Origin of the sequence: Rhodococcus sp. NPDC056506 (genome assembly GCF_042794945.1) — a bacterium.
Taxonomy (GTDB): Bacteria; Actinomycetota; Actinomycetes; order Mycobacteriales; family Mycobacteriaceae; genus Rhodococcus_F.
Map to the genome: position 1 here is coordinate 67,864 of NZ_JBHTSW010000009.1, position 14,915 is coordinate 82,778.

13 protein-coding genes and 1 riboswitch are annotated in these 14,915 nt (G+C 62.0%); of the genes, 5 read left to right on the forward strand and 8 right to left on the reverse strand.

The annotated features are described in order from the left end of the window. Window positions 1-8: 8 nt before the first annotated feature. The 5 genes from ACFQ6H_RS10975 to ACFQ6H_RS10995 all read right to left on the reverse strand — a co-directional run bounded on the left by ACFQ6H_RS10975 (window position 9) and on the right by ACFQ6H_RS10995 (window position 5,650). A complete protein-coding gene (locus ACFQ6H_RS10975) occupies window positions 9-866 on the reverse strand; it encodes an HAD family hydrolase (RefSeq protein WP_378646039.1) in 858 nt (285 codons plus the stop codon). Continuing rightward, window positions 863-1,972 carry a cysteine protease StiP family protein gene (locus tag ACFQ6H_RS10980; protein ID WP_378646041.1) on the reverse strand — a complete coding sequence of 370 codons (1,110 nt, stop codon included), beginning with the start codon at window positions 1,970-1,972 and terminating at the stop codon, window positions 863-865. The genes ACFQ6H_RS10975 and ACFQ6H_RS10980 overlap by 4 nt, the downstream gene beginning before the upstream one ends. After that, a complete protein-coding gene (locus ACFQ6H_RS10985; protein ID WP_378646043.1) occupies window positions 1,969-3,258 on the reverse strand; it encodes a phosphoribosyltransferase family protein in 1,290 nt (429 codons plus the stop codon). The genes ACFQ6H_RS10980 and ACFQ6H_RS10985 overlap by 4 nt, the downstream gene beginning before the upstream one ends. Then, complete coding sequence (locus ACFQ6H_RS10990) at window positions 3,255-4,412, reverse strand: HpcH/HpaI aldolase/citrate lyase family protein (protein WP_378448116.1); 1,158 nt, start codon at window positions 4,410-4,412, stop codon at window positions 3,255-3,257. The genes ACFQ6H_RS10985 and ACFQ6H_RS10990 overlap by 4 nt, the downstream gene beginning before the upstream one ends. A 92-nt stretch (window positions 4,413-4,504) precedes the next feature. Beyond that, complete coding sequence (locus ACFQ6H_RS10995; protein ID WP_378646045.1) at window positions 4,505-5,650, reverse strand: hypothetical protein; 1,146 nt, start codon at window positions 5,648-5,650, stop codon at window positions 4,505-4,507. Between the two features lie 243 nt (window positions 5,651-5,893). On the opposite strand from ACFQ6H_RS10995, the gene ACFQ6H_RS11000 reads away from it, so the two are divergent. The 5 genes from ACFQ6H_RS11000 (at window position 5,894) to ACFQ6H_RS11020 (ending at window position 10,276) form a co-directional block, all read left to right on the forward strand. Then, a complete protein-coding gene (locus ACFQ6H_RS11000; RefSeq protein WP_003941199.1) occupies window positions 5,894-6,469 on the forward strand; it encodes a TerD family protein in 576 nt (191 codons plus the stop codon). Window positions 6,470-6,606: 137 nt separating this feature from the next. After that, window positions 6,607-7,731 (forward strand): DUF475 domain-containing protein, encoded by a 1,125-nt coding sequence (locus ACFQ6H_RS11005; protein WP_378646047.1) that lies wholly within the window; start codon window positions 6,607-6,609, stop codon window positions 7,729-7,731. Window positions 7,732-7,905: 174 nt separating this feature from the next. Continuing rightward, the gene (locus tag ACFQ6H_RS11010) at window positions 7,906-8,382 is read left to right on the forward strand and encodes a GNAT family N-acetyltransferase (protein WP_378646049.1); all 477 of its coding nucleotides are present in this window, start codon (window positions 7,906-7,908) and stop codon (window positions 8,380-8,382) included. An 18-nt stretch (window positions 8,383-8,400) separates the two neighbouring features. Continuing rightward, window positions 8,401-8,850: a GNAT family N-acetyltransferase gene (locus ACFQ6H_RS11015; RefSeq protein ID WP_378646051.1), complete on the forward strand. Its 450-nt coding sequence runs from the start codon at window positions 8,401-8,403 to the stop codon at window positions 8,848-8,850. Window positions 8,851-8,914: 64 nt separating this feature from the next. Beyond that, window positions 8,915-10,276, forward strand: a complete 1,362-nt coding sequence (locus tag ACFQ6H_RS11020) for a lipase family protein (RefSeq protein ID WP_378646053.1) — start codon at window positions 8,915-8,917, stop codon at window positions 10,274-10,276. Window positions 10,277-10,289: 13 nt separating this feature from the next. Here the strand turns inward: ACFQ6H_RS11020 and ACFQ6H_RS11025 are convergent, their stop codons facing one another. From ACFQ6H_RS11025 to ACFQ6H_RS11035, 3 genes are all read right to left on the reverse strand, one after another. After that, the gene (locus ACFQ6H_RS11025) at window positions 10,290-10,994 is read right to left on the reverse strand and encodes an MgtC/SapB family protein (RefSeq protein WP_003941187.1); all 705 of its coding nucleotides are present in this window, start codon (window positions 10,992-10,994) and stop codon (window positions 10,290-10,292) included. 9 nt (window positions 10,995-11,003) lie between these two features. Continuing rightward, window positions 11,004-13,697, reverse strand: a complete 2,694-nt coding sequence (gene mgtA / locus ACFQ6H_RS11030; protein ID WP_378646055.1) for a magnesium-translocating P-type ATPase — start codon at window positions 13,695-13,697, stop codon at window positions 11,004-11,006. Between the two features lie 345 nt (window positions 13,698-14,042). After that, window positions 14,043-14,216, reverse strand: a riboswitch (M-box (ykoK) riboswitch). 45 nt (window positions 14,217-14,261) lie between these two features. Next, entirely contained in the window at window positions 14,262-14,903 is a 642-nt protein-coding gene (locus ACFQ6H_RS11035; protein ID WP_378646057.1) for a TetR family transcriptional regulator, read from the reverse strand. Between the last annotated feature and the right edge of the window lie 12 nt (window positions 14,904-14,915).

The window sequence follows — 14,915 nt, forward strand, 5'->3', positions numbered from 1 at the left end:
AGCGTGTATTACCCGAGCGCGGAAGAGAACCACCGCAATATCTCCGCGCTCGCTGCGATACCGGACCTTTCTGTCACAGTAACGGTCGGCCGTTGCCAATTCAGTTCTTCCAGCTCACCGTGCCTCGGCCGGATCGCAGAATCGGAGTATTCGAGCATGTCCGCATCCAACGCACCGTCACCAGCCGAGATCACGACGGCTGACTGATCCAGATCACCCGACTCGACCAATCTGCGGCGAACCTCTGCCAGCGCGCGTGACTTCGAGACCGCGTCGGGCATCGTGTAGATCTTCCGGCCTTGACGCGAGACGTTCCAGCCCCGCGTCACGCACCAGTGATTCCATTCGGTTTCGAAATCACTCGGCATCACGGCCAGATCGACGACCAGGTACGGAAACAGGTCGTCGGCAACACGAATGGAGCTGACCCAACTCGAGTCGATCCGCGTTTCCAGTTCCGCCTGAACCTGCGGCAACTCGGCGCCGGCCTTACGGGTCGAACGGTCGATCTCGTTTCGCCAGTCGCGATCGGCTTCGCCGTCCACCAGGATGTTTCCGCCGTTGCTCGTGATCGCGTACTTCCACGGTCCGCCCGGAAGATCGATCCGCTGGAACTGCGCAATGGTCCTGGTGGTTGTCGGAATCACCGGAACCCGCGAGCTTAGCGCAGTCAGCAACTCGATCGATTCGACGCTCATGTGTGAGAGCGGGCCGCCGTTGTAGTACTCGACGCACAGCGGGCTCGGTGCCGAATCCAGATCGGAGCCACTGGGATCGCCGCCGATCGCGGCCTGTGAATAGATCATCGTGCGGTCCAGATCGGTGGCGATCAGGACCTGGGACGCAGCGGTGTCAACACGGCTCACGTGATGTCCTTGATCAGCCCGACACACGAGTAGGCGAGATCAGGGACGACCTCGACCGGAACCCCACGGGCCTGTGCCAACAACCGAATGTGTGCGTGCTCCGGGGCTTCGAGTTCGCGCACCAGAACCTTCCAGGGAAGCCGGCGCAGTAGCACCCTGGTTGTTTCTCCGACACCGGGTTTGACGAAGTTGACCGTCGAGATCCCGTATTCGGCCTGCACCTTCTCCACCGACTCCCAGCCTGCCCAGGTCTGCGTCCGATCGGAATCGAGCACTGCGGCCAGAGAATCCGCGACATCGGCACGGACGGAGTCGAACTCGGCTGAGACCACGTCGAGCAACCTGTTGGAGACGTCGACGTCGGCGAGGTCTGCGTAGAACTTGGCGCCGTGGAAATCGCCAGGCCCGATGAGGGTGTCGTTGAGGACTGTTCGTGAGACCAAGCCCGACACCGTCGAATTGAGGCACGCGGACGCGATCAGGAAGTCGTCGCGAGTGCCGTACGTTCGCACGCAGTGGCCGGGGTCTGCGAGAACAGCCAGATCGGAATCGAACTTCGCTCCGCCCGCCTCGTGGTACTCCGTCAACGCTGCATCGAGTTCGCGGGCGATGGCGCCCTTGCCGGTCCAGCCGTCGACGAAGACGACGTTCTCCGAGTCGTGATGGTGCGCAAGGTAATCAAGCGCGACGGAATCGATGCCCTTGCCGCGGACGATGGACACCGCGTAGTGCGGCAGCGTCAATCCGCGAGTCTGCTGCGCCCAGCGCCGCATCAGAATCCCGATCGGGGTCCCGGCCCGGGCAAGTGAGACCAACGTGATGTCACTCCCCCGCTCGGCCAGCACCAGGTCCATCACGGTCCCGACAGCGCGCGCCAGGCGAGGAGCGCTCTCGGCGAGCACCGTCTCGAACAGATCCCGGTACGCCTGATCGGGTTGGTACTCGATGGGAAGAGACTCGGCATAGTGAGCCTCACCCGACTGAATACGCTTCTCGCGCACGGAAACATCAGCTTCGAGATCCACATGCGAGAGATCCTTGAGCAGCCACTTCACTTCACCCGGCGCGTACGAACCGAAATCGGGTCCGACCAATGGTTCGTTCATGTCGACTCTCCTGCTCTGAAATCTCGCAGCGCCGACGGATCGGCCCCGCGAACGGTGGCGACCAGGACGTCGGTGCCGGAGTTCCGCAACACCTCGACCACTCCGTCCATCGCCGTCAACCGATCGGTGTCGGCGGGCTCGTCGATGACCAGCAGCGCAAGGGCGTCGACCGCCACATCAGGCCACTGCGCGTTGTACACGTATCGAGGCTCGTTCTCACCCAGTTCCGGTGCCGGAAAGGTGAACCCGCGCCGCAGCGGGTATCCCGGCACGTCGACGACGTACGCGGGTGAGCGAGTTGTGGTCTGGTACCGAACTGCTCGCCCAGAGCTTTCCAAGCCCGCAGCGATGCGCAATGGCAGGTACATCAACTCTTCGTGACCGATCACGATCACAGCACGCGACGGGTCGATCGATGACCCGAGGATGGACACCGCCGCCTCGACGGCGGATTCGAATGCCTCGGTGTCGCCGGCGAGAAATCCGTGCCGGCCACCGTCGGGGACATGTGCCGGCCACGGCAGATCCAGGCGGGACAGCGTGCCGCGTCGGTCACCGATCGGATTGAGGTCCGGAGCATCCAGAGCCGTGACACGCTCGGTCAGGCCGTCGGGCAGGACCGTCGAACCCGAAGCGAGAGAGACGTAATCGATCCGCACGCCCAACTCCGCGGCCGCCGCCTCACTGACGGCGCGGTGCTCCTCGGTTCTCATGTCCACCAGCGAGGCCACGACGTAGCGGCTTCGTGGGCATTGACCATGCAGCGCCCGGATGGCGTCGATCGCGGTGGCGCCGGTGGAGATCTCGTCGTCGACGAGGACCAGCGGCAGGTCGTTCTCGAACAACTCGGCGGACGTGGGCTGCATCAAATGACTCGTGGCGTGCGAGTGCCCCTCCTCGAACCCGGCGAGCGTCGTAGCACCGGGTACGTCTCGGCGCGTGGAGTGCAGGTAGCAGTGAGCGTGCAGGCGAGCTGCGACGCAGTGACCCAAACCTGTTGCAGTTTCGGCAAACCCGAGCACGACGACGTCCACACCGTCACCGAGGGTGGTTCGCACCAGGTCCCCGAGGTCGTCGGCAGCACCGATGACCACGGACGGCTCGGTGGGCACGTGCTTACCCAGGACGGTGGACACCAGCAGGTGCGCGCGGCGCGGATTCCGTCGAAGACCCGGGATCACCAGATCGGGCACCGAATGCCCGAGTGACGAATCACCGTGAACGAGGTCCAAGCCGAATTCTGCTGTAGCCCAGGGAACATCCTTGGACTGGACAAGCTCTGTCATCGATCGACCAACGCCGTCAGCAACTCGACAAACGTGATCCCCTTGTTGGTCACACCGAACACGTGAGCGCGGAGCGCGGTCTGCCGCGCCCAATTGCGATGCGGCTTCATCTCGTTCATCTTGTTCCGGTAGCCGGAGGCCTGAACTCCACCAGCGTCGGCACCGAGAATGTCGAGGGCATCGTGGTATTCCTCGTGCGTGACCGCGGACAGGGCATTGACCGCCGCGACGTGCGACGGGTGGATGACCGTCTTGCCTTGAATTCCGTTGGCTCGGTCCAGCGCGATCTCACGAAGCAGACCGTCGAGGTCGCGGCTGACAAGATGCTGACGGAACCGGACGGCGTCGTGTTCCTCGAACGGGGTGGCGCGCAGCATCGGCCGGAACATGCGTTCGTGATCGGCGAAGTACTCCCACACCGGCCCGGTGATGACAAAACCCGAACCGTCGGCGCGGCCGAGATAGTTGACGATGTCGGCGATGACGTCAACCACCACGCGCACGTCGTAAATGGTCAGATCGCGGTCGCGACGGATGCCGAAGGTGCTGCACATGTCGGTGGCGCCGATGCGGACCGCAAGAATTCGATCGCGGTGTTGCGCGAGAATCCCACTGATGGTGCGCAATTCGAGATCCCGCGTATCACGGTGAACAAGCGCGGGTGATTCGAGCACCGGCATCGCGTAGAGATGCTTACCCAGCAACTCCGATGCATCCGCGACGGCGTCGAGGAACACGGGGCCGGACTCGCTGCCGAACTTCGGGATGACGAACCCGGTGAGGGCTGCACGACCCTCGGTCAACGATGCAGCGACCTTGTGGATGTCCGCGACTTCGCGGACCCGAACGAACAGCAGCATTCCGACGGCGTCGGTGGACGCGATCTTGTCGAGAGCTTCGACCGCGTTTGCTCGCGCCGATTCGACCTCGTGATCGGCGACAGCGTCCTCGAGATCGAGCACCATCGAGCTGACGCCCTCGGACGCACGCTTGGACACGACGTCGGCCAACCCGGCCCGAGTGGCGGGAACGTAGAGAGTTGCACCCAGCGCAATCGCAAGCAGATCCCTCTCGTCGGAATCCGCGAACGATCGAGGCGCATGCAGGAACAGTTGCTCCCGCACGTCATCCTCGAGATGTTGAAAGTGCTGCATTTCTCTTCTCTCTGTAACCGCAATCAAGTCCATGAAACGCCCCCCTGTGACAACGCGTCGAGCAACTCCGATCCCCCGATCGGCTCGACCATTCAGTTCTTGCCGGCTCGCGCCCGCATCTTCTCGACAACTTCGGTGATGAACGTCGATACCGAGTCCAGCTGTAATACATACGACCAGTAGTCCGGATGAGTTCCCGACAGTGACGCACTCGCTCGCTCGATCCTTGCTAGTTGAGCATCGAGTACGGAGCCCCACTCCGCCACCAACCCTTGGTTAACAGCGAACATCTGGGCGTCTTTCAACCGGAAACGAACCTCACGTTCCTTTTGGCTCGGATCTGCCCGAACTGCACGCAGAGTAGCGAGACGGTCCGTCACGGCATCGGCGCACGCTTCGGCGTCGGCGAGGTGCACGCGGGCTTCGGCCATCAAAGCGAGTGCATGTTCGGGGTTTCCCGCAGCCAGCGACTGCTTCGCTTCCTTGAGATCGATGTCGGCCTGATCGATATGTGCTCGGCTGCGACTGCTGTTGTCGACGAGGTCAGCGGAACTCGCGGCGTTGAACTCGCGCAGCAATGCGGAGTACGCCGGATCCAGGCGGTCCACTCGAGTGCGCACTGCCGACAACCTGGTCGAGACCGAGGAAATCGTCATCTCGGCACGGTGCTGGGTCGACGGGGCTTCTGCCAATGCTTCTTCGAGCGCCGATACCGCTTCGCGGACACTCTCGGCCCGCGTGCGGACTGCGTCGGCGCGACCGGATGAGCGCGCCTTGTCGAGCGCTGCAACCGCGTCGTCGAGGTGTTCGGAGGCCGTCACCACCGACGGGTACTCGCGATAGCGCTGATCGGTGGCAGCCAGTTTTTCCCGGACGGCGTTCGCCAGGGTTCGGGCCTGCTGGCCGAGGACGGGAATGGCGGACATCGTGACCGTCGCCTGCTCGAGGTGCGCACGATGCCCGTTGTAGAAGGCGTCGACGCCCTGCGCTGCCTCGACAAGTGCAGCTACCGACTTCTCGAACGCCGCCCGAGCACCGTTCGGGTTCTGGTGAAGTACCTGATCGTTGCCGTATCGCTCGGATGTGTCGAGGTAGTCCGACGCTGCCTGGTAGCACCGGTCACGAACGGGTTCCCACTCCGCGCGCAGCCCTCGCTCGGGGTACAGCTCGGCGGAAGCGTCGACTGCTGCCGACGCGATTGTCTGCCGCTTGTCCATGTCGAGGAACGCCGAAACCATGGCCGTCTGCGCCTCCCGCGCACGACTGACCGACTCCCCCACTCTTGCCCCCCGATTGAAGCGCTCCGACCATCTTCCCACCACGATTGAATCCTACGGGTCCAGCACTTCGCTTCTCGGTTCGTAATTCTGCTGTTACGGCGAACACACCGGAACTGCGGTTAGGGTGGTGGAGGTAAACACACTCCCAAGACGACTTCGCGTCGTAGTGGGCCTTGTCTCTCCTCTTGAAAGGACCCCTGAATGGGCGTCAGCTTGACCAAAGGCGGCAATGTCTCTCTCACGAAGGAGGCCCCGAACCTGACTGCAGTGGTCGTCGGCCTGGGCTGGGACGCGCGTTCCACCACCGGAGCTGCTTTCGACCTCGACGCCAGCGCAATCGGCGCAGGCTCGAACAAGAAGGTCCTCTCCGACCAGCACTTCATCTTCTTCAACAACCTCCGTTCGCCCGACGGCTCGATCGAGCACAAGGGTGACAACACGGACGGCGAAGGCGAAGGCGACGACGAGCAGATCGACGTGAACCTCGCAGCGGTTCCCGCCGAGGTCGAAAGCGTTGTCTTCCCCGTCTCGATCTACGACGCAGAAGCTCGCTCGCAGTCCTTCGGCCAGGTCCGCAACGCGTACATCCGCGTCGTCGACAAGTCGAACGGCAACGAGCTCGCTCGCTACGACCTCTCCGAGGACGCTTCCACCGAGACCGCCATGGTCTTCGGTGAGCTGTACCGCAACGGTGCAGAGTGGAAGTTCCGCGCAATCGGCCAGGGCTACGCGTCCGGCCTCGCGGGCATCGCGCGCGATTACGGCGTCAACGTCTGATCTTCGCTCTCGACGAGCTGACTCGGGGAAGGTTCCGCAGTAGTCTGTGGAACCCTCCCCGTTTTCACGTTCGGATGCGGTGAGAGACCGCTTGCAGTAACCACTCTGCATTGACCAACTAGAAAGGGCCACGCTCCGTGGTACTGCGAATATTCGGTTTATCCATCGCAATTTCGATCCTCGCGATGATCGTTGCGTTCATCTACGGCGGACCCGAGGCACTGTTCCTCGTCATCATCCTGTCGATTCTGGAAATCTCGCTTTCGTTCGACAACGCCGTCATCAACGCCACTGTTCTGCAAAGAATGAGTGAATTCTGGCAGAAGATCTTCCTCACCATCGGCGTCATCATCGCTGTCTTCGGCATGCGCCTGGTGTTCCCGCTCGTGATCGTCTGGGCTGCTTCCGGACTCGGTCCTGTAGCTGCACTCGACCTCGCGCTCAACCCGCCGCCGGACGGAGCGGCGTACTTCCCCGGCACGAACGAGCCTAGCTACGAAACCATCCTCACGGACGCTCACCCGCAGATCGCTGCCTTCGGTGGCATGTTCCTGCTGATGCTCTTCCTCGGCTTCATCTTCGAAGAGCGTGAAATCACCTGGCTGTCCTGGCTGGAGAAGCCCCTCGCTCGCATCGGCAAGCTCGATCAGCTTTCGGTCGTCGTGGCCGGCATCATCCTGGTACTGAGTGGTTCGTTCCTCGCCGCTGACGACAAGGTCTCGACCGTCATGATCTCGGGTGTTCTGGGCATGATCACCTACATCGCGGTCAACGGTTTGGGTGAACTGTTCAATCTGCCGGAAGAAGGCGAAGAGGAAGAGGGCGCCAAGTCCGGCGGACCCACGCAGCTCGCGAAGGCAACCGGCAAGGCCGGGTTCTTCCTGTTCCTCTACCTCGAGGTGCTCGACGCGTCCTTCTCCTTCGACGGCGTCATCGGCGCATTCGCCATCACGGCGGACCCGATCATCATCGCCCTGGGCCTCGGCTTCGTCGGCGCGATGTTCGTCCGTTCCATCACGGTCTTCCTGGTCCGCAAGGGCACGCTCTCCGATTACGTCTACCTCGAGCACGGTGCCCACTGGGCCATCGGCGCTCTGGCCGTCATCTTGATGGTGTCCATCGGTGTTCACATCAACGAGATCATCACCGGCCTGGTCGGTGTCTTCTTGATCGGCGCTGCTTTCATCAGCAGCCTCATTCGCAACAAGCGAATCGCGAACGAAGACCCGAAGTTGGACGAGAACACTCCGGCAACTGTCTGACGTTCTTTTTCGAAACGCCCGCGACCAATTGGTCGCGGGCGTTTTGTTTGTTATGCCTCAATCGGAACTTTCTGCATTCACAGCCGCGCGGCTATTGTTCAGCCGCGCGCCACATTCAGCCTGCGGCTGAACAATTGCCCTGCGGGTGCGAAGAACCGATTCGTAAAGGAAACCATGGACGAGATAGTCATAGAACGCGCAACCGACGAGGACGCCGCGGAAATCCTTGTTCTACAACGCTGTTGCTGGGTTTCGGAAGCAATTTCCAACAACAGCATGGACATACCCCCACTCCAGGAGGACCTTCCCACGGTCCGGGCCTGGGTTGAGGAGTCGACCGTCTGGACCGCACGACGCGGCGGCCGGCTCGTCGGGGCCGTTCGAGGCACAGCGGACGGAACCGCTTGGCAGATAGGGCGTCTCATGGTTGCGCCGGACTTGGCGGGCAACGGTCTCGGCCGGCGCCTCCTGCAGCACGTGGAACAGAATGCTCCGGCGCACATCACCAGTTTCGAGTTGTTCACGGGAAGTAAGAGCGTCCGGAACATTCGCCTGTACTCCCGGGCGGGTTACGTGCAGTTGCCCACGAACCCCAACCACATCCCCGGAGTTGTCTACTTGTCGAAGCCGAAGGTCGCCGTCGCCGACTGAACGGCGATACTGACTTGTGTGGTGAACATTCGCGTCGCAGCACAGACAGACTTGCCGTTCTTACGTGAGCATGACTCGCACATCGCAGCCGAGGAACTCACGTCCGTGGTTAAACGCGGTCGGGTGCTCCTCGCTGAGCACAATGGTGAAGCGGTCGGGTGGCTGCGATGGGGCTTGTTCTGGGACGAAATTCCGTTCATGAACATGCTGACCGTCCTGTCTTCTAAGCGCAGCCAGGGCGCAGGGCGCGCCTTGGTCACATATTGGGAAAAACAGATGAGCCGTGCGGGATATTCGAGGGTTCTCACCTCCACCCTCTCCGACGAATCAGCCCAGAACTTCTATCGCGCAATGGGATACATCGACGCCGGAGTCTTGTTACTCCCGGGCGAATCCTCCGAGATCTTCCTACGGCGAGACCTCGAGACGGCGCCCGATCTGACCGATCCCCACATTACCCGCGAGTAATATATGGTGGTCGTCACACCACGATCTCAGGGTGGGGCGTGGCACACCAATGTGGAGGACGAGTATGTCGTCAAGGGTCGTATCTCGCGCAGTTGTCGGAGTACTCGCGCTTGCACTGACAGGCGTCGGCGCACCGGTAGCGCTCGCGCAGCCAGCCCATGCCAAGTCCCCCGATGACGGTTTCTACAGCTACGGCGGCGCGGCACCCCTCTCGTCGTACGCCCCGGGTGCGGTCCTCGAGACTCGCACCGTGCCGTACACCGTGCTCAACATCCCGACCCCGATACAGGCAGTCCAGGTCCTCTATCGCTCGACCGATGCCCTCGGCCAGCCGTCCGCCAACGTCACCTCGATCTTGCGCCCGGCCAACGCCCAACCGAACAAAGTTGTTTCGTACCAGTCTTTTTACGATTCGCTGAACCCCGACGACAGTCCGTCGCGGGCCATCGCGGGTAACACCCCGATCGGTGACTGGACGCCGAGTGGACGCAACTTCAACATCGGCGGAACCTTCACGAGCATCGAAGCGGCTCTGTTCGGCCCACTCTTCGCGCTGGGCTACACGATCGTCGTCCCGGACACCGAGGGCCCGGATGCGAACTTCGCTGCCGGACCCGAATACGGGATGATGACGCTCGACGCTCTGCGTGCTGCTCGAGATGTCCCGGAAACCGGAATCACCGACAACGCCGAGATCGCTCTGATGGGGTACTCCGGCGGAGCGATCGCCACCAACTGGGCTTCGATCCTCGCTCCCGCATATGCACCGGAGATCAACGACAACTTGATCGGTGCCGCGCAGGGCGGCGTGCTGGTCAATCCGGCCAACAACCTTCGCTACGCGAGCGGAAGTATCGGGTGGGGCGGCGTTGTCGGCATGGCAGTCGTCGGCGTCGCGCGTTCGTACGACATCGATTTCGGGAAGTATCTCAGCGACCGCGGACGCGACGTCATGGCTCGACTCGAAGACGCGTCCATCGGCAATGTGCTGGCGCAGTATCCCGGACTGACCTGGCAGGATCTGGTCAAACCCGAGTACGCCGATCCCAATACGGTTCCCGAGTACGTCGATGTCGTGAACAAGATCAACATGGGCACCGCGGCGACACCGACCATTCCGATGTTCATCGCGCAAGCAGCCAACGGCACCATCGAGGGCACCCAACCCGGCGGCCCCGACGTCGGAGCAGGAGACGGCGTCATGATCACGGGCGACGTCCGCAGCCTCGCACGCAAGTACTGCGACGCCGGCCTGGCGATTCAGTACGACCAGTACGACACCATCAGCCACTTCCTCGGCGCCATGCTCTGGCTCCCCGGTGCGCTCGCTTGGGTCGACGACCGATTGAACGGTAAGCCTGCACCGTCCAACTGCGCGAACATCGCACCGGGGAACTCTCTTGCGCCGCAGGAACATGCGCGCTAACTGGCCTGCGGAACTACTTCGACGGTTCCACCTCCCAGCGAACGTGAGTCACCAACGGTTCCAAGCTCAGCCGGCTGACGGCGGATTCCAGGAGTCCGTCGTCACGCTCGGCGGCAGCCAGTTCGGCCACCACCCGCACGCGGTCGCTGTCCGGGATATCGAAGGACTGCACTGACCGCAGTTGGAACTCCGGCCTCGAAATGGACTGCACGGTAAGACCTCTGATGTGGGCTTCGGCGTCTCCGTGGCAGGTCACCTCGAAGGTGTAGTCCGCCGGCGGTTCCTCGCGACCGGTGCGGGCAGGCTGGTGATCCATCATCCGACCCAACGGCCTCAACAGCGTGTTCGCCAACATGATTGCGCCGGCACCGAACACCGCCACCCAGTACATTCCGCCGCCTGCCAGCGCGCCGACGGCGGCCGTGGCCCACAAGGTTGCGGCGGTGTTCAGACCGGTGACCGAGGCTCCCTGCTTCATGATCACTCCGGCACCGAGAAAACCGATCCCCGAGACGATCTGCGCTGCGACGCGCGTCGGATCAGCGTCCGGACCCTGAAACCCGTACGCGCCCATGATGACGAAGAGTGTCGCACCCAAGCTCACCAACGCGTTGGTTCGCAGACCCGCCATCCTTGCGCGCCATTGCCTTTCGATCCCCACGGCAGCGCCGAGGACGAGCCCGAGCGCAATCCGCACAAGGATGACGTGAATTTCCACGGTGAACTCCTAGAGCCAGGTCGCGAATCGACGGATGAACATTCCCTTGGCCACCTGCGTGACGACGCAGTATGCCGCGAGAGTGAGGACCAGCCACGGGAAGTAGTTCCACGGCAGTGAAACCAACCCGAGGGAATGACCCCAGGACGTGAACGGGAACACAAGCGCGAAGACGCAGGCGGCGCCCGTGCTGAGCAGTACCGGCAGCGATGCACGCGACTGGATGAACGGGATCTTGCGGGTGCGGATCATGTGAACGATCAGCGTCTGCGAGATCAATGACTCGATGAACCAACCCGATTGGAACAGGGCTGCGTGCTCGGGAGAGTTGGCAGCGAACACGAACCACATCAGCGCAAACGTCGAGATGTCGAAGATCGAACTGATCGGGCCGATGAACACCATGAACCGGCGCAGGCTCTTGGTCTCCCACTTACGGGGCTTCGCGAGGAAGTCGTCGTCGACTCGGTCCCACGGGATCGTGAGCATCGAGAGATCGTAGATCAGATTCTGCAACAACAGAACTACGGGAATCATGGGGATGAACGGCAGCAAGGCGCTGGCGACGAGTACCGAGAAGACGTTCCCGAAGTTCGATGACGCGGTCATCTTGATGTACTTCTGGATGTTTCCGAAGGTACGACGCCCTTCGATGACTCCTTGTTCGAGTACGCCGAGGTCCTTCTCCAGCAAGATGATGTCCGCGGATTCGCGGGCGATGTCCGCCGCCGTGTCGACGGAGATGCCGACGTCCGCGGCCCGCAGTGCGGGTGCGTCGTTGACGCCGTCACCGAGGAAACCAACCGTGTGGCCGACCCGGCGCAGCGATTCGACAATACGTGCCTTCTGCATCGGATCCGTCTTCGCGAAGACGGTTGTCCGCTGCACCAACTCGTCGAGGGCCTCGTCGCTCAACGCTTCGATCTCGGCGCCGGATACAACAGTTCCCACGTCGATACCGACTTTGCCGCAGACGGTTTCGGCGACCAGTTCGTTGTCACCCGTCACTACCTTGACCGCGACTCCGTGGCTCGCGAGGGCTTCGATCGCCCCGGCCGCAGATTCCTTCGGCGGGTCGAGGAATGCCAGCAGCCCGACCAGGGTCATGCCCTCTTCGTCGGCCGTCGAGTACTCGCGGCGCTGCTCTTCGACGACTGTCTTGGTTGCCACCGCAAGCACTCGCTTTCCCTGACCGTTCAGTTCCGCGACCAGTCGATCGACTCGGGCCAGCCATCCCGGTGTCAATTGGTGGGTCACCCCGTCCAGTTCCACCGATTCACAGATCGAAAGGAGCTCTTCCACTGCACCTTTGGTGACGATCAGATCGGCGTCTCCGTGGTCGACCACCACGGAGAGTCGACGGCGCTTGAAGTCGAAGGGAATCTCGTCCACCAACCCGTGGCGACGCGAGATCTCCTCGACCACTCCGGGACCGGCGGCCTCGATCACCGCGTCGTCGAGAAGACTGCGCAATCCGGTCTGATTCACGGAATTGACCGCCGCTAGCCGCAATACGTCCTCGGACTTACGTCCGGCAGTATCAAGATGCTCACCGAGAACGATGCGGTCCTCGGTGAGAGTTCCGGTCTTGTCCGTGCACAGAACGTCCATGGCGCCGAAGTTCTGAATCGCGTTGATCTGCTTGACGATCACCTTCTTGCGCGACATGTGCAGCGCGCCCTTGGCCAGATTCGCAGTCACGATCAGCGGCAACATTTCCGGTGTCAACCCCACTGCGGTTGCGACGCCGAAGAGTAGTGCTTGACTCCAGTCCTTGGTCAGTCCGTTGATGATGAACACCGCGGGGACCATGATCAGCATGAACTTGATCAGCAGGTAGCTGACGCTGCGCACTCCGACGTCGAAGCTGGTCTCGGGTCGCTTGGACGCCAATTGTGCTGTCATGGCACCGAAGTAGGTGCGCTTGCCGGTGTGAACCGCGACAGCGGTGCCGCTGCCCGACACGACGGAAGTACCCATGAATCCGATGTTCTCGGCTTCGAGCAGTCGATCGACGTCGATCCCCGAGGATGGTTCCGCAGACTTCTCGGCCGGCATCGATTCACCGCTGAGCATGGACTGATTGATCTGTAGATCCTTGGCCCGGATGATGCGGACATCGGCCGGGATCATGTCGCCGGCAGCAAGCTGGACTACATCACCTGGCAGTAGTTGCTCGATCGGAATCTCCGCCGTGACCACGGTGTTGTTGATCTTGCGGGTGGCCGCGACTGTTGTCGTCACCATTGCCTTGAGCGCCTCGGCGGCGCGGCTCGAGCGATATTCCTGCCAGAACCTCAGTGACACACTGACAAAGATCATCAACCCGAGGGTGATGATGCCCTCGTAGGAAGGTCCGTCTTCCGGGTCCGCCCACACCACGTCGGTCGCGACCATGATCAGGGCGAGGAACACCAGGATCAGGATGAACGGGTTCTTGAACGCCCCCGCGAACTGCACGATTGCCGGCGCCGGGCGGTCGTGGCGGACGTCGTTGCGCCCGTATTGCCGGCGAAGATCGTCGATCTGATCGTCACGAAGCCCGTTGGTCGTCGTGGTCAGATCTGCGAGAACGGTGCGCGTGTCCGAGGTCGAGTAGTCGACCAATTCCTGTGCGCTTTCCTTTGCCAAGACTGTTGAATGTGTTTGTTGTGCACTGTTTCTCGTGGGCCGCGGCCGCAGTGCGAGAACGGAAAATGACATGACGAATCTCCTCGGCTGCCCGAACGCATCAGACCACGTCAGTGCATCAGGGCAGCAGAATGCGCTGAACGACAATGGAAGTCGTCAGCGGACGCGACAAAGCCGCGCAGATGAAACCGAGGGTGCAAAAAGGTCAGAGGCTGAGCGAAAGACCGGGGCGAGCACCGTCGGTAAGTACAGAAGGATGGGTCGGATATCGACTCGGCGGGTCGTCCACGATGGTCACCTCCTGAAAGTTCGGGGCGTCCGTTGACGCCACACGATTGCATGCGCACAGCACACGCCAGGAGAACCGAATATCGACGTACTCTCGCCTTTGCCGGAAGAAACCGGCATCAAGCTGCGAAAACACCTCCACGTCCGAGTTTTGGCACTGCACGACGTGTCCCGATCCAAACCGGGAAGCCACTTTGGATCACCCCTTAAGCCGGGGAGATCTGTCCTAACCTTGGGCGTCTCTCGACGTCGTGAGATCAGTGGCCTGTGTTCGTGCAGAAGCCTCACCTAACGAGGTACTGCACCCAGAGGGTAGTTCTCAAATCTGTTGCCTGTCAACCGAGCAACTCAGACGGCGGGCAATCCCGCCCGTGCGACGGCACCGGCGAAGAGTGCCGTCACAGCGGCGCCCATCACGCTCTGGTCAACTTCTTCCGGATCCACGGAGTGCTCGAGAACGAGCCCGGATATCAAGGCCATCAACGAGATTGCGGTGGTCCGCACATCGAAGGACTCGTCCACTCCCCACTCCCGGGCACGTTCGCCGATCAACTCCACGAGCTGACTACGCAAGTGGCGACGCTCACGCAAGTACGCCTGAGCGATCTGCGGATCACGTCCGGCGAGGACTCCGAATTCGAGGACGAGCAGTGACCACCCCGGATCGTCGACCATCCACGTTGCAATGGCCTCACCGCCTTTGCCCGCCGCATCCGCCGGGTTCATGCCGGCAATCTCGGCGAGTACGCGGCCGGCCAGTTCGAGAGACCGTTGCGCAAACAGTTCAGCGAACAGATCTTGTTTCGACTCGAAGTTGGAATAGACAGCGCCCTTGGTGAAGCCCGCGCGGCGAGCAACTTCAGTGAGACGTGCAGCACTGAATCCGCGCTCGGCAAACTCTTCCGCCGCAGCGTCGAGCAGTCTTTGCCGCACCACGTCACGTCCGGGGCGGGTTACCGGAGTCCAGTCCGGTTGACGAGATTCAGTCACGATACCTAGAGT